This window comes from Mammaliicoccus sp. P-M58 (assembly GCF_022386165.1).
GTDB classification, from domain to species: Bacteria; Bacillota; Bacilli; order Staphylococcales; family Staphylococcaceae; genus Mammaliicoccus; species Mammaliicoccus sciuri.
The window spans coordinates 130,075-153,145 of record NZ_JAJNJI010000003.1; the positions used below are offsets into that span (position 1 = coordinate 130,075).

Consider the following 23,071-nt stretch of genomic DNA (forward strand, 5'->3'; position numbering starts at 1 on the left):
AAAAATTTAAATTATTAAAATTTTAGTGCTTTCTTTATGTATAAGGTATGTTTCACCGTAAAAATATTATACAATTATTTACAAATCATAAATTAGGGGGAAATTGAGTGGTTCAAAAAATGATCAAGTTCTCGCTGAATAATAAATTTGCTATTTTGCTTATGACGATTATTATTTTGCTTGGCGGCATATATTCAGCGTTCAAAATGAAACTAGAGTTATTACCGGATATTACAACGCCTGTTATTACAATTACGACACCATATCCAGGTGCAACACCTGAAAGTGTTCTAGAAAACGTAACAGAACCAGTTGAAAAAGAAGTTCAAAATCTAGAAGGCGTACAAAATGTAACGAGTCAGTCTTTAGAAAATGCTTCAGCAATTACATTAGAATATACATATCAAACAGACATGGATGAAGCTGAAACTGAATTAAGAAAGAAACTAGAAGCGTTAGATTTACCTGATGGTGTTCAAGATCCGGATATGAGTAGAATGTCTATGTACTCATTCCCAGTTGTGAGTTATTCAATTTCTGATAAAGATGACGATCTTGAAAAAGTCACAAAGCAAATGCAATCAGATTTAATACCTAAACTTGAAAAAGTAGACGGCGTACAAAATGTATCATTGTCAGGTCAAACATTAGAAGAAGTCAATTTAGAATTTGACCAAAATGAATTAACGAAACGTGGTATGAGTGAAGATGAAGTACTTCAATATATCGACGGTGCTACGAAAGAATCACCTTTAGGTTTATATACATTTGGTGATGATTTGAAATCAATTGTCGTAGATGGAAGATTCACTTCAATAAAAGCACTGAAAGACTTAGAAATACCTATGACAGGTGGTGCTTCAAGTGGTGGAGAGCAAAGTGCTGCAAGTCAATCACAACAAGGCCAGCAAGCACAACAAGCTCAACAAGGTTCTGAATCAAGTGATAGTAGTGCATCTCAAAGTATCCCATCTGTAAAATTATCTGATATCGCAGATGTTAAACAAGAGAAGAAACGAGATTCAATTTCTAAAACAAATGGTAAAGATGCTTTAGCGCTTCAAGTTACGAAATCTACAGATGCCAACTTAGTAGATGTCGTTGATAATGTAGACAAAGAACTTGAAGCTTATAAGAAAGATCATAACAACATTGAATCTGTACAATTGATGGAAACAGCATCAACAATTAAAGACTCAGTATCGACAATGGTTGAGAAAGCTTTAATCGGTTCTATCGTTGCAGTGATTATCATTATGTTCTTCTTAAGAGATATTAAATCAACTATTATCGCGATGGTATCTATTCCGATGTCATTATTAATGGCACTCATCGGTTTAAAAGCGATGGATGTTTCATTAAATATTTTAACTTTAGGGGCATTAACAGTCGCAATTGGACGTGTTATTGATGACTCCATTGTTGTAATAGAGAATATTTATCGACGCATGTCGGATAAAGGTGAAGAACTGAAAGGTAGTAAACTGATTACAAGTGCAACGAAAGAAATGTTTATTCCAATCATGTCTTCAACAATTGTTACAATTGTCGTATTCTTACCGTTAGCTTTTGTAACTGGACAAATTGGAGAAATGTTTAGACCATTTGCTTTAGCAGTAGCATTTAGCTTATTAGCTTCACTACTCATAGCATTAACAATCGTGCCAGTACTTTCACATATCTTCTTTAGAAATGGTATTAAGAAAGCTAAGAAAGAAAGAGGACATTGGTTAGCAAATAAATACAAAGGCATTTTAAAATGGAATTTAAATCATAAATGGCTTGTTATTGTATTAAGTATCGTGCTTGTTATCGCAAGTATTGCACTTGTATTTACGCCATATATCGGTAAATCGTTTATCGATACAGGTGAAGATAAGATGTTAGCACTAACTTATAAACCTTCACCAGGTGAAAAAGAAGATCAAGTTGTTAAAAACGGTGAACAAGCTGAGAAATATTTATCAAAAGATAAAAACGTAGAATTCGTTCAATATAGTGTAGGTGGCGAAAATCCATTCAATCCATCTGCCAAAAATGACATGGCTTTAATGGTTAAATACGATAAAGATACACCTAACTGGGATAATGTCGGTAAAGAAGTTATGGATCATATCGGTAAATTCAACCATAAAGGTGAATGGAAACAACAAGATTTCTCTACTGGCGGTACAGCGAACGAGGTATCTGTAAAAGTATCAGGTCCATCAACTGAAGCAATAGAAGGTACAGTTAAAGACGTAGAGAAAGAAATGAAGAAAGTTAAAGGTGTAGAAAACGTAAGTTCGAACCTTTCTAAATCTTATGAGCAATATGATGTGAAAGTCGATCAAAATAAAGCGAGCAAATTAGGACTTTCAGCAGGTCAAATTGCTATGACGCTTAATCAAACTACACAAGAAAAAGTTGTTACTAAATTGAATGATGATGGTAAATCTATCGATGTCAAACTGACTAAGAAAGAAGAAACAGATTGGTCAGAGAAGAAATTAGAAGATACTAAGATTACATCTCCATTAGGTAAAGATGTGAAACTAAGTGATATTGCGACATTGAAGAAAACAACTTCACCAGATACAATCACAAGAGAAAATGACAAAATATCTGTTTCTGTAGATGCGAAAATCACTGCAGACGATGTTGCTAAAGTGACAACAGATGTTAATCAAAAAGTTTCTAAAATTGATACACCAACAGATGTTGAATTAAATGTTGGCGGTACAAACGATGACATCAACGAAGCAATAGAACAGCTGTTGCTTGCGATGGGTGCAGCAATTCTAATCGTATATTTAGTAATCGTATTAACATTCAAAGGTGGATTAGCACCATTTGCAATATTATTCTCATTACCAGTATCTATTATTGGTGTAATCGCAGGACTGTTACTTACACAAGAAACGATATCCGTACCAAGCATGATAGGTATGTTAATGTTGATTGGTATTGTTGTAACGAATGCGATTGTATTAATAGATAGAGTGATTAATATGGAAGAAGCGGGCATGTCTACAAGAGAAGCATTAATAGAAGCAGCAGGCACGCGTTTAAGACCTATCTTAATGACAGCTATTGCGACAATCGGGGCATTAGTACCACTATTATTTGGTGGCGGAAGTTCTGTCCTTATTTCTAAAGCATTAGCAATTACAGTAATAGGAGGATTAATTTCTTCAACGATATTAACACTATTAGTTGTGCCAATTTCATATGAAATCATTATGAAATTTAAACGAGCAATATTTAAAAGACCAAAAGAAAGTATAGAATAGATGATTAACCCCTCCATGTCAGTGAGACAAGGAGGGGTTTTTTGTATGTTATATATATATTGGTGTTGTTAGTAACAAAAGTCGTGGGAATTGTGACTAAGGGCGGTCATAGTGACAAAAGTCGTGAGAATTGTAACTAAGGGCACCTATAGTAACAAAAGTCGAAGGAAATGTAACTAAGGAGGCCGTTAGTAACAAAAGTCGAGAGAAGTGTAACTAAGGCCGACCATATCCATACTAACAAAAGCATCCAGCATAACCATTCATAACACCTATTATGATTTATTTCTTAGTAATTTAATAAGAAAATACTTGTTCGTGTTTCATACTTTGATAAAATATATTCATATACAAAAAAATAGTCTGAAGAATTTTATTTCGAGGAGTCGTTATTGTGCCAATATCAAAACTATTATCAGAGATACCAGACAGTTACTTTGGAAAGACAATGGGTCGTAAGGTTGAACATGGTCCGTTACCGTTAATTAATATGGCGGTTGGTGTCCCAGATGGTGAGACGCCAAAAGTTATTGTAGATGAATTTATAAATGCCGTACAAAAGCCAGAAAACCAGAAATATGGTGCTTTTCATGGTAAAGACACATTTAAACAAGCGATTGTAGATTTTTATAAGAGACAATATGATGTGGATTTAGATAAAGAAGAGGAAGTTTGTATTTTATATGGTACAAAAAATGGTTTGGTAGGTTTACCGATTTGTGTCGTAGAACCTAAAGACTATGTGTTATTACCGAATCCAGGCTATACAGATTATTTAGCAGGTGTTCTACTTGCTCGTGCTAAGCCATATTCTTTAGAATTAGCGCCTGAACATCAATACTTACCACAGTGGGATGAGATAGAACCTGAAATCTTAGATAAGACAAAATTAATTTACTTAACTTATCCAAATAATCCAACTGGATCTGTTGCAAATACTGAATTTTTTGATGAAACGATTGCTAAATTTAAAGATACGAAAACAAATATTATACATGACTTTGCATACAGTGCTTTTGGATTTGATCAGAAGAATCCAAGTATTCTCCAATCGGAAGGTGCTAAAGAAACAGCTGTAGAAATATTTTCCTTATCGAAAGGGTATAACATGTCTGGATACAGGGTAGGCTTTGCAGTCGGTAACAAAGAAATGATTGCCGCTTTAAAGAAATATCAAACGCACACACATGCCGGTATGTTTGGTGCATTACAAGATGCGAGTACTGTCGCATTAAATGAATGCGATGATTTTCTTATTAAACAAAATGAAATATTTAAGACGAGAAGAGATCAATTTGAAGCGTCATTGAGAGAAGTAGGTATACCATTTGAGCCAATGAAAGGTGGTATATTCCTTTGGTTACAAACACCTCCAGAATATGATGGAGAAGCATTTGTAGAATATTTATTACAAGAGGTGTCTATTTTAGTGGCACCAGGTATACCGTTTGGCGATAATGGTCAAAATTACGTTAGAATCTCATTAGCGTTAAGTGATGATGAACTATTGGAAGGTGCTAAGAGGTTACAAGGTCTAGCTCACTTATACAAATAAAAAGAGCTGAGAAATAATTATTCTCAGCTTTTTCACATAAATGAGATTTTGATGATATGCTTTAGGGAATTAAAACACTATAAATAATAAAATCGCAAATATGATTAATATAAAGATCGACATATAATTGAGTAGTTGAATCGCTTTTTGGTCTTTAATACGATATTTAAATGCTGTGATTTCAACATTGATAACGAGACAAACCAATACAGCTAATATCCACCAAGTTTGCATTGCAAAACTAAATACAATACTGCCTAAAAAGACAATAAGCATAAGCCCCATTATAAATCTTAAAGCTTGCGTAAGCATCGTATGTAGTTGGTATATACTTAAGTAACTAATAATAAGATAAATAATGGTAAATAATAAAAGTATGAGAATTAACATAGTCATTTCCTTTCGTTAATCTTGATCAAGTTGAGCGCGAACTTTACTGATTTCTTCTTCGATTTTGACAAGTTGTTTTTCAAGTAAGTCGGTTGCTTGACCAGTAGATTCTCTCTTTTCTAGGTCATTTTGTATACGTATGTAATCATATTTAAGTTCAGAAAGTTGTTGGTTTAAATCCATTTTAAACACTCCTTTTTATAAAATAGCTATGAAGTAGGTGATAAATTGAAAAAAGTAAAAACCAATGCTATGCGCATCTTAGATCAATATAATATATTTTATCATACTCATGAATTTAAAATAGGAAAAGATCATTTAGATGGTCATGAAGTTGCGCAATTAATTCAGAAACCAGAACATCAAGTGTATAAGACGCTTGTATTAACAAATGGGAATCGTGAATATTTCGTCTTTGTTATTCCAGTCGTTGAACATCTTGATATGAAAAAAGCTAGTAAAGCTGTTGGTCAGAAAAAATTAGAACTCTTACCACTTGATCAACTCACCAAAGTTACAGGGTATGTCAGAGGTGGTTGTTCTCCAATTGGTATGAAAAAAACATATCAAACTGTAATTGATATCAATGCAGATTCATTAACTACGTTTATCGTAAGTGCAGGTAAACGTGGTTATCAAATTGAACTTGATCCAGCAGATTTAGCCAAAGTCATTGATGTAAGATTTGATGATATTATTAAATATAACTAAACTAATTTTAGTATAATTTATTAATATTTCAAACAAAAAGTGTGCATAGAAGTTAAACTGTTGTTAATATAGATAAATGTGAGTTTAATGAGAGAAGTGATAAAGTGACAGAAAAATTTATAATGATTATTTTATTAATTGCTTTAGGATACGTTCTAAAGAAGCTTAAATTCTTTAAAGCTTCTGATGGTAATGTACTTGCAACACTTGTACTAAATGTTACTTTGCCTTCATTAGTGATTGTAAATTTAAATGGATCTGATTTAGATTTATCTTTAGGATGGCTACCTATATTAATGCTATTATACGGCATTATAGCAAAGCTACTAATCATATGGTTATTCAAGAAAAAATATAATAATCAAATAAGAGGTACTGTTGGTATGATGGCCGCTTCAGTTAATATTGGACTGTTTGCATATCCATTAGTCGCACAAATTTGGCCTAAAAATGGTTTATTATACTTTGGTATGTTAGACATTGGTACAGCTATCATTATGTTTGGTGTAACTTATTTTGTTGGTAGTTACTTCAATGATGGTGGCGATCAGTTTGACTTTAAACGAATGGGTTTAAATTTATTAAAGACCGTACCACTTATGACATATATGATTATGTTTATCTTAAATATAATGAGCATTAAAGTACCTGATAAAGCGATAGATTTCTTTGAAATTATTGCAAATGCCAATATGCCATTATCCATGATCTTATTAGGTTTATTCTTGAATTTTAAAATTGAAAAAGCATACTTACCAATTGTTGTTAAATACTTAGCATTTCATTATGGCTTTGGTTTATTAATGGGCTTAATTGTTCATTTCTTCTTACCTGTTGATGATCCAATGATCAAAACGACGTTACTTATTGGTTGGTTATTACCTATAGGTGTTTCAGTATTGTCTTATGCTATTACATTTAAATATAAGACCTTACCTATAGTCGGCATGGCTACTAATTTAAGTATTGTCATATCAATCGTCATATTATATGTATATCAATTTTTCTTTGTTTAATTAAACATTAAAAAAGCGTTTGGATTTCGCATCCAAACGCTTTTTGTTATATATTAACCTTTACCGCCCATGAATGCAGGGTAGTTTGTCATTCCGCCATCAACATATATTGTTGTACCGTGAATGTAACTTGCTTGTGCTGAAGCTAGGAATGCATTAATATTTGCAACTTGATCCGCTTCACCAATTTCATGTAATGGAATCATTTCTAATGTTTCTTCACGTGTTGCAGGGTCAGAGAATTTTTCGCGAGTATGTTCTGTAACAATAGCCCCTGGAGAAACATTATTAATTCTTATACCATTTTTACCGTATTCCATAGATAAAGTTTCCATCATCAATTTTAAGCCGCCTTTACTTGCTGCGTAATTGACGTAGTTTGGCCAAGGAATAACATCGTGCACACTTGCAGTATTGATGATTTGACCTTTAATATCATGCTCTAAGTAGTAATTAATGACTTCTCTACTACCAATAAAAGCACCTGTTAAGTTGATATCGATAACTTTAGACCATTCTTCTAAACTCATTTCATGAGATGGAATTGGTTTTTCGAAACCAGCATTATTGATCAACACATCTATACGACCAAATGTTTCATGTGTTTGTTGAATCAAGTTTTTGATATCTGCTTCTACTGAAACGTCTGCTTTAATAGCAACCGCGTCAGCACCAGAATTTTTAATAGATTGAACGATTTTTTCAGCTTCTTCAACGTGATCTAAATATCCAATGACAACTTTTGATCCTTCTTTACCAAATCGTTCAGCAGTTGCTTTACCAATACCACTGTTACCTCCAGTGACAATCACAACTTTATCTTTTAAATCTTCATACATATTAAACACTCCTATTTTTATATATTGAGTTTACCCTTTAGCTGCACCAATAATAAATGCGGCAATAATGATTAACACGATACCTATCCAAATAAATGTCATTTGACGTTTTGTTTTTTGTTCACCTAATAGGTAAATACCACCTAGAGTAGATACGATTACTAACATTTGTGAAAATGAAAAGCTCGTTCCGACACCGACTTTTGGTTGTGAAATGAATAAGAACATATTACCTAATGCCCATACAATCCCTGGCAATAAGTTGAGTGACGTATGTTTAACTGTAGGTTTATGTTTGAATGATAAAATGATACCACCAATTACCATACCTATAGATTGTGGAAATAGCGCATCCCAACCTTCAACACCGAATACTTGGCCGATTACAACGTATACGACATAACCGACTGTAGAGATGAGTAATATTGGAATAGCTTTACCAAGCTTTTTAGTATTTCCGCTATTGCCAGAACCTTTTTTCTGAACAGATGTAAATATAACACCGATAATTAGTAACACTAAACCTGATAGGCCAAGTGCAACTTGCGTACCTGTTGACCATTCTCCTAAAAATGCAGCACTGAATAATGTTGTTCCAAGTAATTGTAAGCCTGTAGATATAGGCATCGTAATTGAAACCCCAATTAAGTCTACACTTCTAAGTTGAAATCCTTGTCCAAGTGCCCAAAAAGCACCAGAAATCATACCGATAATAACTGTAGTGAATGTAAAGTGTACATCACCAAAGAAGAATAAACATAAACCGATGATGAAAGCCCCGATTGTTGTACCTAAGATTTGGTTATAAGGACCTCCACCAACTTTAACATTGATTAATACGACGCTTCCCCAGAACAATGCTGGTAATAGCGCTATAAGGTATTCCATACACAAGACTCGCTTTCTCTATATTATTTGTATTATTTGAACTACCCAAGTATTATACGCCCGAAACTTTTTTAATGTAAAACATATAGCTCACAATGTAATTTTACTATTAAAAATAGACCCATGAATATTCATTAAGCATTCGTGGGTCTTAGTTTAAATGTTAAACATCGTATGGTCTAACATATTTGAAATGATGTGTTTCATTGACGATGTGGAAACCGACTTTTTCATATAATAATTGAATTTGTTCATGTTTTTTACTATCTACATAGATACGAACTGTTTCGACATCTTGATGATTAAATGCTTCTGTCGTCGCGAAATGAATCATTTGAAACGCGATGCCTTGTTTTCTGTAATCATGGTGAGAAGCTAAATTAGGAATTGTGGCTAATTTCTCAGGTATATCTATGGATAGATATATGTAGCCTTTAACGAGCCCTTCAGCTATATATAAATAAAGCGCATGATTATCATCTAGTGAGTCTATTATATCGTCAGCACTGATATCACTATGTTTGAAACTATTGGAATGTAATTTATTAAATGCATAGTAATATGGTTTGCTGTATGACGTCATTTGGTGTTGCTTATCAATTGGTAAAGGTGGTTGTTGAATTTCTAACGTATATTGCGTTTCTACATATCCCGCATGTAGTCTCTTCAGTTTACTGTTATTTAAAATGTGATCTTTATGTAGTGAAATGTGACAATATTTAATGTATGGATGATCGTTTAAAAGTGTTTCCCATATTTCTTTTAACGCGCTTAACGTTTCTTCACTTGTATCATTAACGATTGGTCCCCATACATTTGCAGTTTCATCATCTACGCTTTCAAATCCTAATATCCCGATAATTGTGTCATGATCTTCTATATAGTAGAAGGTATTCTCATCAAATTTATGGCTTAAGTCATTCTTTATATCTTCTATTGACTGAGGTATATGTGCCACGTAGTTTGTTTCTTGCTTGTTTTTTTCGTGTAAATAAGAAGCAATCGGATCGATTTCTTTAAGAGGCAGTATTTGCATGATAGTCACTCCTTTAATATTCAACGATTATTTTATTCCATTATACGATTAATCGAAAATTTATAAAAGTTTTTCATGCCTTTAGAACACTTTTTATTCATGTTATAATAGTACGAATGTAAAAAAGAATGGGTGAAAAGAAATGAAAGCATTAGTTCTTGCAGAAAAACCTTCAGTAGGTCGTGACATCGCTAAAGCATTAGGTATTCATGATCAGAAAAAAGGTTACTTTGAAAATAAAAATTATATCGTTACTTGGGCATTAGGACATCTTGTAACGAATGCTACGCCTGAAGAATACGACAAAAAATTTAAAGAATGGAATTTAAATGTTTTACCAATTATTCCTGATTATATGAAACATGTTGTAATTAAGAAAACAAGAAGCCAATTTAACACAGTTCAACATTTGATGAAGCGAGACGATGTGAATTCAATTATTATTGCGACAGATGCTGGTAGGGAAGGAGAACTTGTTGCAAGATTAATTATTGAAAAAGCAAAAGTCAAAAAGCAAATTAAACGACTATGGATCAGTTCGGTTACTGAAAAAGCAATTAAAGTTGGTTTTCAAAATTTAAAACCCGGTGAAGCATATAACAATCTATATCAAGCAGCATTATGTAGAAGTGAAGCGGATTGGATTGTCGGTATAAATGCGACTAGAGCTTTAACAACGAAATATGACGCGCAATTATCTTGTGGTCGTGTTCAAACACCAACTTTAAATCTTGTACAAATGAGACAACAAGAAATTCAATCATTTAAACCTGAAAAGTATTATCAAATGAATATTGAAGTTGAAGGATATAAATTTAAATGGTTGAGTAATAGTGGGGATAAAACATTTGATTCTGATTTAATAGAACAAGTTAAACAAAAAGTTCAAAATAAAAAGGGTATTATCCAAAATATTTCGAAGAAGAAAAAAACAAAGTACCCTCAAAAGTTATACGATCTTACAAGTTTGCAACAAACAGCATATCAACGATATAAAATGAGTGCGAAAGAAACGTTGAATACAATGCAAGCATTGTACGAACAGCATAAAGTACTGACTTATCCTAGAACAGATTCTAACTACTTAACAGATGATATGGTTTCATCTATGAAAGAACGAGTATCATCATTAAGTGCTACGCCACTTAAATCTCATGCTATACCATTGCTTAAGAAACCAATTAAAGCGGGTAAACATTTTGTTGATAATAAAAAAGTATCAGACCATCATGCGATTGTACCAACAGAAGTGAGACCTAACTTTGATCAGTTATCTCCTAGAGAACAAAAAATATATATGCTTGTAGCTGAGAGATTTTTAGAAGTATTATTACCACCATATCAATATGAAGAAACAACTGTGACATTAACATGTGAAGGAGAAACTTTTAAACTGACACAAGAAGTAGCAGTTGAATTAGGCTTTAAGGAATTATATGAAGAAAAGACGCATGTAAAAGTTTTACCTTTTGAAGAACAACAGCACGTGAATATACAAAAAGTGAATGTCGTTAGTAAAAATACAGAACCACCTGCATACTTCAATGAAGGAACTTTACTTAAAGCGATGGAATCACCACATCATTTCTTTAAACTTAAAGATAAGAAATTGGCTCAAACTTTAAATGAAACAGGTGGTATCGGAACAGTTGCAACTAGAGCAGATATCATTGAGAAGTTATATAGTTCTAATGTTATAGAATCGGTACAAGGTAAAATTAAGATTACGCCAAAAGGTAAACAATTATTAAACTTAGCACCTGAACAACTGACATCACCAGAATTAACAGCAGATTGGGAAATGAAGTTAACTCAAATCGAAAAGGGAAATTATTCTAAAAATAAATTCATGGATGAAATGAGAAACTTCACGAGAGAAATCATCACAGATATTAAAGAAAGTGATGACAAATTCAAGCATGATAATATCACAACGACTGAGTGTCCAACTTGTGGAAAATTTATGCTTAAAGTTAAAACGAAAAATGGTCAAATGCTTGTGTGTCAAGATCCAACATGTAAGACTAAAAAGAATCAACAAAGACAAACGAATGCCAGATGTCCAAACTGTAAGAAAAAACTTACACTTTATGGTACAGGAAAAAAAGCGACTTATAGATGTGTATGTGGTCATACAGAAACACAAGAGCATATGGACGAAAGACTTAAAAATAGAAAATCAGGTAAAATAGGCAAAAAAGAAATGAAGAAATATATGCAAACTGAAGAAGTAGAAAACAATCCATTTAAAGACGCTTTAAAAGGGTTGAAGTTCTAACTTAATCTGAATAAAGGCTGGGACATCATGTGATGTCTCAGTTTTTTGTTTATATATTTAATTGAGTTGGCTAGAGGCGTACTGTCACGGATTATAAAGCGTAAAAACTGAACTGCAACACGAACATAAATAAATTAAATTATATAAATGTTCGTAAAAAGTATTGATTTTTAGTGTTCCCAGTAATACAATGTACAGTGTTGAAATTAATAAAGGAGTCTTATGATGAAACGTTACTTTAAGTTTGATGAATTGGGGACAAATTATAAAAGAGAAATTCTTGGTGGTTTAACGACATTCTTATCTATGGCATACATATTAGCAGTTAACCCATCTATGTTGAGTTTGGCAAGTGTTGAAAATGTACCTGATTCAATGAGAATGGACCAAGGTTCTGTGTTTGTTGCTACAGCTTTAGCAGCACTAGTTGGTTGTTTATTTATGGGTATCATTGCGAAATACCCGATAGCTTTAGCACCAGGTATGGGATTAAATGCGTTTTTCGCGTTTACAGTTGTACTAACAATGGGTATTCCATGGCAAACTGGTTTAACAGGCGTGTTATTCTCTGGTGTTATATTTGCGATATTAACGATGAGTGGTTTACGAGAGGTTATTATCAATGCAATACCATTTGAATTAAAGATGGCTGTGTCTGCCGGTATAGGGTTGTTTATTACCTTTGTAGGTTTACAAGGAGCAGGTATTGTTAAAAAAGAAGATTCAACTTTAGTTACACTTGGAACAATGCATAATCCAGAGGTACTATTAGCAGTATTCGGTATAATCATTACTATTATATTAATGGCTAAAAAATTACCAGGAGCAATTTTCATCGGAATGGTCTTAACAGCTATTGCAGGATTAATTACAGGTTTAATTGCAATGCCAGATAGTATAGTAGGGAAAGTACCAAGTGTGTCACCAACATTTGGTGCAGCATTCGAAGCGTTTGGTGATTTATCTACTATATTTAATGTACAATTCTTAATTGTCGTTTTAACTTTCTTATTTATAGATTTCTTTGATACTGCAGGAACGTTAGTTGCGGTTGCAAACCAAGCTGGATTAATGAAAGATAATAAATTACCTAGAGCAGGTAAAGCATTATTCTCTGATTCATTAGCAACGATTGTAGGTGCAATATTTGGTACTTCAACTACAACAAGTTATATAGAATCTAGTGCAGGTGTTGCAGTTGGTGCACGTACAGGGTTCGCAAGCGTTGTAACAGGTATTTGTTTCTTAGCAGCATTATTATTCTCTCCATTAATGGCAGTTGTTACAAGTGCGGTTACAGCACCAGCGCTTGTTATAGTAGGAGTGTTGATGGTTAGTAACTTAGGTAAAATTGATTGGCAAAAATTTGAGATAGCAGTACCAGCTTTCTTAACAATGATTATGATGCCTTTAACATATTCAATTGCAACAGGTATCGCGTGTGGATTTATATTCTACCCAATTACAATGATCGTAGCAAAAAGACATAAAGAAATTCACCCAATTATGTACGGTTTATTCTTCGTCTTTGTCGCTTACTTTGTATTTGTACATGCATAATAAAAAATCCACGAGATTTCATTTAATGAAGTCTCGTGGATTTTTATTTATATATTAACTTTTATAAGTAGTCTTGTAATATTTAGATGGGATATATACTGGCGCAATTATAATCGTAAATAAGAAGATGATCATTAATACGACCATTACGATATGTAATAACCAGCCAATAATAGGAATGATTGCAACAAAGCTAGCGATTAGTCCGATTAATGGAATGATAAATATTACTTTAACAGAATTCTGGTTATCTATTAATAGGATGAGAGTCGTAATAAAGTATAACGTTCCATTAAGTACCAAAGCATTATAACCAGTTGAAAGAACGATTCCTCCACCTAGAAAAGGTATGGCTAATAATAACTCAGATACAACTAATATAATAGAAAGAACTAGCAAAACTGATTTAATTCCTCTTTTCATGATTTCACCACCTAGTTAAAATTGCTTGTTATATTATAACATTTAGATTACAAATTATCTATTTAAATTTTACCTATTGAAAAAGAACGAATAATCCGTTATAATACTTGGGTATGTGTTAGATGAAATTAGAAAAAATATATGGTTATCTATTGATTAATAGAAATAAATCATGTATCATATCTAATGTTGGACTTTAAGAAGCGATGAAGCGAGAGGTTACTGACACACCCGGCCGCTTTGCCATGGCGGTGTGTAAGAGAGTTTTCGTGGAGAAGTCTATCACTATAAAGTAGACGAACAAGGAGGGAAAATTATGGCAAAACAAAAAATTCGTATCCGTTTAAAAGCGTATGATCACCGCATGATCGATCAATCAGCAGAGAAAATTGTTGAAACAGCTAAACGTTCAGGAGCTCAAGTGTCTGGTCCGATTCCATTACCAACTGAGAAATCAGTTTATACTGTAATCCGTGCCGTTCATAAGTACAAAGACTCACGTGAACAATTCGAACAACGTACGCATAAACGTTTAATCGACATTCTTAACCCTACACCAAAAACAGTTGATGCTCTTATGGGCTTAAACTTACCATCAGGTGTAGACATCGAAATCAAATTATAATTCATTAAAATAACAGGAGGTGCGACTTTCGATGACCAAAGGAATCTTAGGAAGAAAAATTGGAATGACTCAAGTATTCGCAGAAAACGGTGAATTAATACCAGTTACTGTAGTAGAAGCTAGTCAAAACGTAGTATTACAAACTAAAACTGAAGAAGTAGACGGCTACAACGCTGTTCAAATCGGTTTTGAAGACAAACAAGCATATAAAAAAGATCGTAAATCTAACAAATATGCTACTAAAGCTGCTGAAGGCCATGCTAAAAAAGCAGGTACAGCACCTAAGCGCTTCACTCGTGAATTCAGAAACATTGATGTTTCAGCATACGAGGTAGGTCAAGAAGTCACTGTAGATACTTTCCAAGCAGGAGACATTATTGATGCAACAGGCGTTTCAAAAGGTAAAGGTTTCCAAGGCTCAATTAAACGTCACGGATTCTCTCGTGGACCAATGAGTCACGGTTCTCGTTACCACAGAGGCTCTGGTTCAATGGGTATGGCTTCAGATGCTTCTAAAGTATTTAAAGGTAAAGAATTACCAGGCCGTATGGGCGGAAACACAGTTACTATGCAAAACTTAGAAGTAGTTAAAGTTGATGCAGAAAATAACGTAATTTTAGTTAAAGGTAACGTGCCAGGTCCTAAAAAAGGTTTAGTAAAACTTACAACTTCAATTAAAAAAGGTAATAAATAATTATTTAGGTGAAAGGAGGAAACAACATTATGGCTAATATTGATGTATTAAAAGTAGATGGATCAAAATCAGGTTCTATCGAATTAAATGATAGTGTATTTGGTATCGAACCAAACCAACACGTATTATTCGAAGCAGTCAACTTACAACGTGCTTCATTACGCCAAGGTACTCACGCAGTTAAAAATCGTTCAGCAGTTCGTGGTGGTGGACGTAAACCTTGGAAACAAAAAGGTACAGGTCGTGCTCGTCAAGGTACAATCCGTGCGCCACAATGGCGTGGTGGTGGTATCGTATTCGGTCCTACACCAAGAAGTTATTCTTACAAAATGCCTAAGAAAATGCGTCGTTTAGCATTACGTTCTGCATTATCTTCAAAAGTAAGTGGTAACGAATTAACAGTTTTAGAAGCATTCAACTTTGATGCACCTAAAACAAAAGAATTCAAAAATGTAATGAGCAACTTAGAACTTTCTAAGAAAGTTTTATTCATCGTTGATACTGTAGACAGCAACGTTGAATTATCAGCTCGTAACATTCCAGGTGTTAAAGTTATCGACGCTCAAAGCTTAAACGTATTAGATATCTTAGATTCTAGTAAAGTCGTAATAACTAAAGCAGCAGTGGATAAAGTAGAGGAGGTGCTCGCATAATGGAAGCAAGAGATGTTATTAAGCGCCCCGTAATCACAGAAAAATCTTCATCAGATATGGCTTTAGATAAATACACATTTGATGTAGATACACGTGCAAACAAAACACAAGTAAAAATCGCAATCGAAGAAATTTTCGACGTGAAAGTTGATACAGTAAATATCATGAACGTTAAAGCAAAAGCTAAACGTGTTGGTCGTTACAATGGTTTCACTAACAAACGTCGTAAAGCAATCGTAACTCTAAAAGAAGGTTCTTCAATAGACCTATTTAACTAAAAACAATTACCATTAAGGAGGTAAAACGACAATGGCTCTTAAAAAATATAAGCCAATTACAAATGGTCGTCGTAATATGACATCTTCAGACTTCGCTGAAATTACATCAACGACTCCTGAAAAGTCTTTATTACAACCGCTTCCGAGAAAAGCGGGACGTAACAACCAAGGTAAATTGACAGTTCGTCACAGAGGTGGCGGTCATAAACGTCAATACCGTGTAATTGATTTCAAACGTAACAAAGATGGAATTCCTGCTAAAGTAGCAACTATCGAGTATGATCCAAACCGTTCAGCTAATATCGCATTATTAGTATACGCAGATGGTGAAAAAAGATATATCATTGCTCCTAAAGGATTAAAAGTAGGACAAGAAGTATTCAATGGTCCAGATGCAGATATCAAAGTAGGTAATGCATTAGCATTAACTGATATCCCAGTTGGTACTACAATTCACAACATCGAATTAAAACCAGGTAAAGGTGGACAATTAGTCCGTTCAGCTGGCACAAGTGCTCAAGTACTTGGTAAAGAAGGTAAATACGTTCTAGTTCGTCTTAAATCAGGTGAAGTTCGTATGATCTTATCTACTTGTCGTGCAACAATCGGTCAAGTTGGTAATGAACAACACGAATTAATCACAATTGGTAAAGCTGGTCGTTCTAGATGGATGGGTAAACGTCCTACAGTTCGTGGTTCTGTAATGAACCCTAACGATCACCCACATGGTGGTGGTGAAGGTCGTACACCAATCGGTCTTAAATCACCAATGTCTCCATGGGGCAAACCAACACTTGGTAAGAAAACTCGTAAACAAAACCAACGTTCATCTAAATTTATCGTTCGTGGTCGTAAGAAAAAATAATAATACCTTATTTACGTGTGCGGCTTAGATGCCGCGCGCATTAAATAAGAAGGGAGGCGCCATAATGGCTCGTAGTCTTAAAAAAGGACCTTTCGTTGATGATCATTTAATGAAAAAAGTTGAAGCTCAAAACGAAGGTGAAAAAAAATCAGTTATTAAAACATGGTCTCGTCGTTCAACAGTATTTCCTAACTTCATCGGACATACAATAGCAGTATATGATGGTCGTAAACATGTGCCAGTTTTCATTACTGAAGATATGGTTGGACATAAATTAGGAGAGTTTGCACCTACACGTACTTATAAAGGTCATGCTGCAGACGACAAAAAGACTAAACGCTAATTTCTAAAAAGAGGAGGAAGTCACAATGGAAGCAAAAGCGGTTGCTAGAACAATAAGAATCGCACCTCGTAAAGTGAGATTAGTTTTAGATCTTATTAGAGGTAAAGAAGTGGCAGAAGCAATTGCCATCTTAAAATTAACAAACAAAGCAACATCACCTGTTGTTGAAAAATTATTAATGTCAGCATTAGCAAATGCAGAACATAACTATGATTTAAATCCTGACACATTAGTAGTAAAAGAAGCTTACGCTAATGAAGGACCTACATTGAAACGTTTCCGTCCACGTGCACAAGGTCGTGCAAGTGCGATTAACAAACGTACTAGCCATATTACAATCGTAGTTGGCGAAAAAGAAGCTAAAGAAGTTAAAGAAGCATAATTAACTAAATCATTAAGGAGGGAATATAGTGGGTCAAAAAATTAATCCAATCGGACTTCGTGTCGGTGTAATTCGTGACTGGGAAGCAAAGTGGTATGCAGGTAAAGACTTCGCAACACTTTTACATGAAGACTTAAAAGTTCGTAAATATATCGCAGAAGCATTAAAAGAAGCTTCAGTTTCAAGTGTTGAAATTGAACGTGCAGCAAACCGTATCAATATCGCTATCCACACTGGTAAACCAGGTATGGTTATTGGTAAAGGCGGTTCAGAAATTGAAAAATTACGTAACAAATTAAACGCATTGACTAACAAAAAAGTACACATCAACGTTATCGAAATCAAAAAAGTTGATTTAGATGCAACATTGGTAGCAAATAACATTGCTCGTCAATTAGAAAACCGTGTATCTTTCCGTCGTGCTCAAAAACAAGCTATCCAACGCGCAATGAAATTGGGAGCTAAAGGTATCAAAACTCAAGTATCTGGTCGTTTAGGTGGCGCAGATATCGCTCGTGCAGAACAATATTCAGAAGGAACTGTTCCACTTCATACATTACGTGCAGACATTGATTTCGCACATGAAGAAGCCGACACTACTTACGGTAAATTAGGTGTTAAAGTATGGATCTACCGTGGAGAAGTTCTTCCTACAAAGAAGTCTAGTGAAGGAGGAAAATAATAATGTTATTACCAAAGCGTGTTAAATTCCGTCGTCAACATCGTCCAAAAACAACTGGTCGTTCAAAAGGCGGAAATGAAGTAACATTTGGTGAGTACGGTTTACAAGCTCAAACAGCAGCTTGGATTACTTCTCGTCAAATCGAATCAGCTCGTATCGCAATGACACGTTACATGAAACGTGGCGGAAAAGTATGGATCAAAATATTCCCACATACACCTTATACTAAAAAACCTTTAGAAGTACGTATGGGTTCAGGTAAAGGTGCAGTTGAAGGATGGGTAGCAGTAGTTAAACCAGGACGTATCTTGTTCGAAGTTGCAGGTGTTCAAGAAGAAGTTGCACGTGAAGCATTACGTCTTGCAGCACACAAACTTCCAGTTAAATCTAAGTTTGTAAAACGTGAAGAATTGGGTGGTGACACAAATGAAAGCTAAGGATATCAGAAATTTAACCACTACTGAAATTGAAAAAGAAATCAAAGAAGCTAAAGAGCAATTATTCAACTTACGCTTTCAGTTAGCAACTGGTCAACTTGAAGAGACTGCTAACATTCGAAAAGTTAAAAAGACGATTGCACGTCTAAAAACAATCGTTCGCGAAAGAGAAATCGAAGAAGAGAAAGCAGCAGATAATAAATAATCAAGTAGAGGAGGTTCATTACTGTGAGTGAAAGAAATGACCGCAAAGTTTACGTTGGTAAAGTAGTTTCAGATAAAATGGATAAAACTATTACAGTAGTTGTTGAAACATACAAAACTCATAAATTATATGGTAAACGCGTAAAATATTCAAAAAAATATAAAACGCATGATGAAAACAATTCAGCAAAAATGGGCGATATCGTTAAGATTGCAGAAACACGTCCTTTATCATCAACTAAGCGTTTCCGTCTAGTTGAAATCGTTGAAGAATCAGTAATTATTTAATAGAAGTATAAAGATAAGGGAGGTCAAACAAAGATGATCCAACAAGAAACACGTTTAAAAGTAGCAGACAACTCTGGTGCTCGTGAAGTATTAACAATCAAAGTTTTAGGCGGATCTGGTCGTAAGACAGCTAACATTGGTGATGTAATCGTCGTTACTGTTAAAAATGCTACACCAGGTGGCGTTGTTAAAAAAGGTGAAGTTGTTAAAGCTGTTGTTGTACGTACTAAATCAGGTGTACGTCGTGAAGATGGCTCTTACATCAAATTTGACGAAAATGCATGTGTAATCATCCGTGATGACAAAGGTCCACGTGGTACACGTATATTCGGTCCTGTAGCGCGTGAATTACGTGAAGGTAACTTCATGAAAATCGTTTCTCTAGCGCCAGAGGTACTTTAATCTATAATGATAAAAAACAAAATTCCTAAGGAGGTGCCTACACATGCACGTACGTAAAGGTGACAACGTAATCGTTATCTCAGGTAAAGATAAAGGTAAAACTGGTAAAGTTTTAGAAGCATTACCTAAGAAAGAACGCGTAGTTGTAGAAGGTGTTAACATCATTAAAAAACACCAAAAACCAACTCAGTTCAATCCAGAAGGTGGTATCTTAGAAACAGAAGGTACTATCCACGTATCAAACGTTCAATTACTTGATCCTAAGACAAACGAACCAACTCGTGTTGGATTCAAAGTAGTAGATGGTAAAAAAGTTCGTATCGCTAAAAAATCTGGCGAAGAAATCAAATCATCAAATGAATAATTATTAAGTGAAAGGAGGATCCACTTTGACACGTTTAAAAGAAAAGTTTAATAATGAAATTTCTGCTGAGTTAGTTAAGAAATTTAACTATAGTTCAGTTATGGAAGTACCAAAAATCGAAAAAATAGTTGTAAACATGGGTATCGGTGATGCAGTTCAAAACTCTAAAGTTTTAGACTCTGCAGTTGAAGAACTTCAAGCAATCACTGGTCAAAAACCATTAGTAACTAAAGCTAAAAAATCTATTGCGACTTTCCGTCTTCGTGAAGGTATGCCAATCGGTGCAAAAGTTACATTACGTGGAGAAAGAATGTATGAATTCTTTGATAAATTAATCTCAGTTTCATTACCACGTGTACGTGACTTCCGTGGTATCTCTAAAAAAGCATTCGACGGTCGTGGAAATTACACTTTAGGTGTTAAGGAACAATTAATTTTCCCTGAAATCGACTATGATAAAGTAAGTAAAGTACGAGGAATGGATATCGTTATCGTTACAACTGCTAACACTGACGAGGAAGCTCGTGAATTGTTAACACAATTCGGTATGCCATTTCAAAAGTAATCTCTAATTATAAAGGAGGCTAATTAAGTGGCTAAAAAATCAATGATCGCTAAACAACAACGTAAACAAAAATTCGGAGTTCGTGAATACACTCGTTGTGAACGTTGTGGACGTCCACACTCAGTATATCGTAAATTCAAACTTTGCCGTATTTGTTTCCGTGAACTAGCATACAAAGGCCAAATCCCTGGCGTACGTAAAGCTAGCTGGTAAACTCAAAAGAATGAAAGGAGGAAACACAAATGACAATGTCAGATCCAATTGCAGATATGTTAACTCGCGTGCGTAACGCAAACATGGTACGTCACGAAAAATTAGAGTTACCTGCATCAAACATTAAAAAAGAAATCGCTGAAATCCTTAAAAAAGAAGGATTCGTAAAAAGCGTAGAATATATCGAAGATGATAAGCAAGGTGTTATCCGTATGTTCCTTAAATATGGTCAAAACAACGAGCGCGTTATCACAGGATTAAAACGTATTTCTAAACCAGGTTTACGTGTTTATGCTAAAGCTGATGAACTTCCAAAAGTTCTTAACGGTTTAGGTATTGCACTTGTTTCTACATCTGAAGGTGTTTTAACTGATAAAGATGCTAGACAACGTGGAATCGGTGGAGAAGTATTAGCTTATATCTGGTAATTATAAAATTATAAGGAGGTGCCCACATAATGAGCCGTGTTGGTAAGAAAATTATTGAGATCCCTTCAGACGTTACTGTTACTATCGAAGGTAACACAGTAACAGTTAAAGGATCTAAAGGTGAATTAACTAGTACTTTTAATGAAGAAATGACATATAAACAAGAGGACAACAGCTTAGAAGTTGTACGTCCATCTGACTCTAAAGAACATAAAACAATCCATGGTACAACTCGTGCTTTAATCGCTAACATGATTGAAGGTGTATCTAAAGGTTTCGAGAAAAACTTAGAACTTATTGGTGTTGGTTACCGTGCCCAAATGCAAGGTAAAAATATCATCTTAAACGTTGGTTATTCTCACCCTGTAGAAATCGTTGCTGAAGATGGAATCACATTATCAGTAGAGAAAAACACTAAAGTTAAAGTAGAAGGTATTTCAAAAGAACGTGTTGGTGCAATTGCATCTTATATCCGTTCAATCCGTCCACCAGAACCTTACAAAGGTAAAGGTATTCGTTACGAAGGCGAATATGTTCGTCGTAAAGAAGGTAAAACTGGTAAGTAATCATTAAGATAAGAAAGGAGCACTAACATGATCGCTAAAATCGACAAAAATAAAGTTCGTTTGAAAAGACATGCTCGCGTACGTGCTAAATTAGCTGGAACTAGCGAAAAGCCACGTTTAAACGTATATCGTTCAAACAAACATATTTATGCTCAAGTAATTGATGACTTAAACGGTGTAACAATCGCTCAAGCATCAACTGTAGATAAAGAATTTAACCTAGAGCAATCAGGTAATGTAGAAGCAGCTGCTAAAGTAGGCGAAATCGTTGCAAAACGTGCCGCTGAAAAAGGCGTTGACGCTGTAGTATTTGATCGTGGAGGATATTTATACCACGGACGTATCAAAGCATTAGCTGATGCAGCTCGTGAAAACGGACTTCAATTTTAATTTAAAGGAGGGACACTCATGCGTCGTAAAGAACAAGAAGTTAAAGAATTTGAAGAGCGCGTAGTTACGATTAACCGTGTAGCTAAAGTAGTTAAAGGTGGTCGTCGTTTCCGTTTTACAGCTTTAGTAGTTGTTGGAGATAAAAATGGTCGCGTAGGTTTCGGTACTGGTAAAGCTCAAGAGGTACCTGAAGCAATTAAAAAAGCAGTAGAAGATGCTAAGAAAGACTTAGTAACAGTTCCACGTGTTGAAGGAACAACTCCTCACCAAGTTATTGGACGTTTTGGTGCAGGTCGTGTTTTAATTAAACCAGCAGCACCTGGTACAGGTGTTATTGCAGGTGGACCAGTTCGTGCCGTATTAGAACTTGCTGGTATCACTGATATCTTAAGTAAATCATTAGGTTCTAACACACCAATCAACATGGTTCGTGCTACAATTGAAGGACTTAAAGAACTTAAAAATGCCGAAGAAGTAGCTAGTCTACGCGGTAAATCAGTAGAAGAATTATTAAATTAAGGAGGGAACAAACACTATGGCTAAATTAGAAATCACCCTCACTCGTAGCGTTATTGGTCGTCCTGAAACTCAACGTAAGACAGTTCAAGCGCTAGGACTTAAAAAAACAAACTCAACTGTAGTAGTTGAAGATAATCCTGCGATTCGTGGGCAAATCGACAAAGTAAGTCACTTAGTAAAAGTTACTGAAAAATAAATTTATCTA

At 34.5% G+C, this 23,071-nt stretch carries 32 protein-coding genes; 26 read left to right on the top strand and 6 right to left on the bottom strand.

The window, feature by feature from the left end:
* The first annotated feature begins 107 nt into the window (after positions 1 to 107).
* Entirely contained in the window at positions 108 to 3,272 is a 3,165-nt protein-coding gene (locus LQ694_RS04335; protein WP_282579071.1) for an efflux RND transporter permease subunit, read from the top strand.
* A gap of 394 nt (positions 3,273 to 3,666) precedes the next feature.
* On the top strand, positions 3,667 to 4,827 hold the full coding sequence (locus tag LQ694_RS04340; protein ID WP_070369152.1) for an aminotransferase class I/II-fold pyridoxal phosphate-dependent enzyme: 1,161 nt from the start codon (positions 3,667 to 3,669) through the stop codon (positions 4,825 to 4,827).
* A 69-nt stretch (positions 4,828 to 4,896) separates the two neighbouring features.
* Here LQ694_RS04340 and mspA read toward each other — a convergent pair whose 3' ends face one another.
* Together mspA and LQ694_RS04350 are read right to left on the bottom strand one after the other, a co-directional pair.
* The gene (gene mspA / locus LQ694_RS04345) at positions 4,897 to 5,217 is read right to left on the bottom strand and encodes a membrane stabilizing protein MspA (RefSeq protein WP_058611893.1); all 321 of its coding nucleotides are present in this window, start codon (positions 5,215 to 5,217) and stop codon (positions 4,897 to 4,899) included.
* Between the two features lie 15 nt (positions 5,218 to 5,232).
* Complete coding sequence (locus tag LQ694_RS04350) at positions 5,233 to 5,400, bottom strand: SE1832 family protein (protein ID WP_049320027.1); 168 nt, start codon at positions 5,398 to 5,400, stop codon at positions 5,233 to 5,235.
* A gap of 45 nt (positions 5,401 to 5,445) precedes the next feature.
* On the opposite strand from LQ694_RS04350, the gene ybaK reads away from it, so the two are divergent.
* Positions 5,446 to 5,928: a Cys-tRNA(Pro) deacylase gene (ybaK, locus tag LQ694_RS04355; RefSeq protein ID WP_179296657.1), complete on the top strand. Its 483-nt coding sequence runs from the start codon at positions 5,446 to 5,448 to the stop codon at positions 5,926 to 5,928.
* Between the two features lie 104 nt (positions 5,929 to 6,032).
* Positions 6,033 to 6,944 (top strand): AEC family transporter, encoded by a 912-nt coding sequence (locus LQ694_RS04360; RefSeq protein WP_037589023.1) that lies wholly within the window; start codon positions 6,033 to 6,035, stop codon positions 6,942 to 6,944.
* Positions 6,945 to 6,997: 53 nt separating this feature from the next.
* On the opposite strand, the gene LQ694_RS04365 is transcribed toward LQ694_RS04360, so the two are convergent.
* The 3 genes from LQ694_RS04365 to LQ694_RS04375 all read right to left on the bottom strand — a co-directional run bounded on the left by LQ694_RS04365 (position 6,998) and on the right by LQ694_RS04375 (position 9,707).
* Positions 6,998 to 7,783: a glucose 1-dehydrogenase gene (locus tag LQ694_RS04365; protein WP_218697222.1), complete on the bottom strand. Its 786-nt coding sequence runs from the start codon at positions 7,781 to 7,783 to the stop codon at positions 6,998 to 7,000.
* Between the two features lie 30 nt (positions 7,784 to 7,813).
* The gene (locus LQ694_RS04370) at positions 7,814 to 8,671 is read right to left on the bottom strand and encodes a GRP family sugar transporter (RefSeq protein ID WP_048541076.1); all 858 of its coding nucleotides are present in this window, start codon (positions 8,669 to 8,671) and stop codon (positions 7,814 to 7,816) included.
* A 163-nt stretch (positions 8,672 to 8,834) separates the two neighbouring features.
* The gene (locus LQ694_RS04375; RefSeq protein WP_218697224.1) at positions 8,835 to 9,707 is read right to left on the bottom strand and encodes a GNAT family N-acetyltransferase; all 873 of its coding nucleotides are present in this window, start codon (positions 9,705 to 9,707) and stop codon (positions 8,835 to 8,837) included.
* Positions 9,708 to 9,849: 142 nt separating this feature from the next.
* Between LQ694_RS04375 and LQ694_RS04380 the strand changes: the two genes are divergently transcribed.
* A complete protein-coding gene (locus LQ694_RS04380) occupies positions 9,850 to 11,985 on the top strand; it encodes a DNA topoisomerase III (protein WP_058611895.1) in 2,136 nt (711 codons plus the stop codon).
* Between the two features lie 225 nt (positions 11,986 to 12,210).
* Positions 12,211 to 13,545: an NCS2 family permease gene (locus LQ694_RS04385; protein ID WP_025906798.1), complete on the top strand. Its 1,335-nt coding sequence runs from the start codon at positions 12,211 to 12,213 to the stop codon at positions 13,543 to 13,545.
* 54 nt (positions 13,546 to 13,599) lie between these two features.
* Here the strand turns inward: LQ694_RS04385 and LQ694_RS04390 are convergent, their stop codons facing one another.
* Complete coding sequence (locus tag LQ694_RS04390; protein ID WP_048541070.1) at positions 13,600 to 13,968, bottom strand: hypothetical protein; 369 nt, start codon at positions 13,966 to 13,968, stop codon at positions 13,600 to 13,602.
* A gap of 316 nt (positions 13,969 to 14,284) precedes the next feature.
* Here LQ694_RS04390 and rpsJ point away from each other — a divergent pair, with 316 nt between their 5' ends.
* The 20 genes from rpsJ to rpmD all read left to right on the top strand — a co-directional run bounded on the left by rpsJ (position 14,285) and on the right by rpmD (position 23,062).
* Positions 14,285 to 14,593, top strand: a complete 309-nt coding sequence (gene rpsJ / locus LQ694_RS04395) for a 30S ribosomal protein S10 (RefSeq protein WP_016998799.1) — start codon at positions 14,285 to 14,287, stop codon at positions 14,591 to 14,593.
* Positions 14,594 to 14,624: 31 nt separating this feature from the next.
* A complete protein-coding gene (rplC, locus tag LQ694_RS04400; RefSeq protein WP_025906796.1) occupies positions 14,625 to 15,287 on the top strand; it encodes a 50S ribosomal protein L3 in 663 nt (220 codons plus the stop codon).
* Positions 15,288 to 15,316: 29 nt separating this feature from the next.
* Entirely contained in the window at positions 15,317 to 15,940 is a 624-nt protein-coding gene (gene rplD, locus LQ694_RS04405; protein ID WP_025906795.1) for a 50S ribosomal protein L4, read from the top strand.
* Positions 15,940 to 16,218, top strand: coding sequence for a 50S ribosomal protein L23 (rplW, locus tag LQ694_RS04410; protein ID WP_025906794.1), 279 nt, complete (start codon positions 15,940 to 15,942; stop codon positions 16,216 to 16,218). Before rplD ends, rplW begins: the two co-directional genes overlap by 1 nt.
* Before the next feature lie 31 nt (positions 16,219 to 16,249).
* Positions 16,250 to 17,083, top strand: coding sequence for a 50S ribosomal protein L2 (gene rplB, locus LQ694_RS04415; protein ID WP_025906793.1), 834 nt, complete (start codon positions 16,250 to 16,252; stop codon positions 17,081 to 17,083).
* Between the two features lie 64 nt (positions 17,084 to 17,147).
* Positions 17,148 to 17,426, top strand: coding sequence for a 30S ribosomal protein S19 (gene rpsS, locus LQ694_RS04420; RefSeq protein WP_025906792.1), 279 nt, complete (start codon positions 17,148 to 17,150; stop codon positions 17,424 to 17,426).
* A 25-nt stretch (positions 17,427 to 17,451) separates the two neighbouring features.
* Positions 17,452 to 17,808: a 50S ribosomal protein L22 gene (gene rplV / locus LQ694_RS04425; RefSeq protein WP_025906791.1), complete on the top strand. Its 357-nt coding sequence runs from the start codon at positions 17,452 to 17,454 to the stop codon at positions 17,806 to 17,808.
* A 28-nt stretch (positions 17,809 to 17,836) separates the two neighbouring features.
* Entirely contained in the window at positions 17,837 to 18,490 is a 654-nt protein-coding gene (rpsC, locus tag LQ694_RS04430; RefSeq protein ID WP_025906790.1) for a 30S ribosomal protein S3, read from the top strand.
* A 2-nt stretch (positions 18,491 to 18,492) separates the two neighbouring features.
* On the top strand, positions 18,493 to 18,927 hold the full coding sequence (gene rplP / locus LQ694_RS04435; RefSeq protein ID WP_016998807.1) for a 50S ribosomal protein L16: 435 nt from the start codon (positions 18,493 to 18,495) through the stop codon (positions 18,925 to 18,927).
* The gene (gene rpmC / locus LQ694_RS04440) at positions 18,917 to 19,132 is read left to right on the top strand and encodes a 50S ribosomal protein L29 (protein ID WP_016998808.1); all 216 of its coding nucleotides are present in this window, start codon (positions 18,917 to 18,919) and stop codon (positions 19,130 to 19,132) included. Before rplP ends, rpmC begins: the two co-directional genes overlap by 11 nt.
* A 23-nt stretch (positions 19,133 to 19,155) precedes the next feature.
* Positions 19,156 to 19,419, top strand: a complete 264-nt coding sequence (gene rpsQ, locus LQ694_RS04445; protein ID WP_016911101.1) for a 30S ribosomal protein S17 — start codon at positions 19,156 to 19,158, stop codon at positions 19,417 to 19,419.
* 33 nt (positions 19,420 to 19,452) lie between these two features.
* Positions 19,453 to 19,821: a 50S ribosomal protein L14 gene (rplN, locus tag LQ694_RS04450; protein ID WP_016911102.1), complete on the top strand. Its 369-nt coding sequence runs from the start codon at positions 19,453 to 19,455 to the stop codon at positions 19,819 to 19,821.
* 43 nt (positions 19,822 to 19,864) lie between these two features.
* The gene (rplX, locus tag LQ694_RS04455; RefSeq protein ID WP_048541067.1) at positions 19,865 to 20,185 is read left to right on the top strand and encodes a 50S ribosomal protein L24; all 321 of its coding nucleotides are present in this window, start codon (positions 19,865 to 19,867) and stop codon (positions 20,183 to 20,185) included.
* Positions 20,186 to 20,210: 25 nt separating this feature from the next.
* Entirely contained in the window at positions 20,211 to 20,750 is a 540-nt protein-coding gene (rplE, locus tag LQ694_RS04460) for a 50S ribosomal protein L5 (RefSeq protein WP_025906788.1), read from the top strand.
* Positions 20,751 to 20,777: 27 nt separating this feature from the next.
* Positions 20,778 to 20,963 (top strand): type Z 30S ribosomal protein S14, encoded by a 186-nt coding sequence (locus tag LQ694_RS04465; RefSeq protein WP_016998812.1) that lies wholly within the window; start codon positions 20,778 to 20,780, stop codon positions 20,961 to 20,963.
* Between the two features lie 29 nt (positions 20,964 to 20,992).
* On the top strand, positions 20,993 to 21,391 hold the full coding sequence (rpsH, locus tag LQ694_RS04470; RefSeq protein WP_025906787.1) for a 30S ribosomal protein S8: 399 nt from the start codon (positions 20,993 to 20,995) through the stop codon (positions 21,389 to 21,391).
* A 29-nt stretch (positions 21,392 to 21,420) separates the two neighbouring features.
* The gene (gene rplF, locus LQ694_RS04475) at positions 21,421 to 21,957 is read left to right on the top strand and encodes a 50S ribosomal protein L6 (protein ID WP_025906786.1); all 537 of its coding nucleotides are present in this window, start codon (positions 21,421 to 21,423) and stop codon (positions 21,955 to 21,957) included.
* A gap of 27 nt (positions 21,958 to 21,984) precedes the next feature.
* Positions 21,985 to 22,347, top strand: coding sequence for a 50S ribosomal protein L18 (gene rplR, locus LQ694_RS04480; protein ID WP_037589017.1), 363 nt, complete (start codon positions 21,985 to 21,987; stop codon positions 22,345 to 22,347).
* An 18-nt stretch (positions 22,348 to 22,365) separates the two neighbouring features.
* Positions 22,366 to 22,866, top strand: a complete 501-nt coding sequence (rpsE, locus tag LQ694_RS04485; RefSeq protein WP_025906784.1) for a 30S ribosomal protein S5 — start codon at positions 22,366 to 22,368, stop codon at positions 22,864 to 22,866.
* A 16-nt stretch (positions 22,867 to 22,882) separates the two neighbouring features.
* A complete protein-coding gene (gene rpmD, locus LQ694_RS04490) occupies positions 22,883 to 23,062 on the top strand; it encodes a 50S ribosomal protein L30 (protein ID WP_025906783.1) in 180 nt (59 codons plus the stop codon).
* The last annotated feature ends 9 nt before the right edge of the window (positions 23,063 to 23,071 follow it).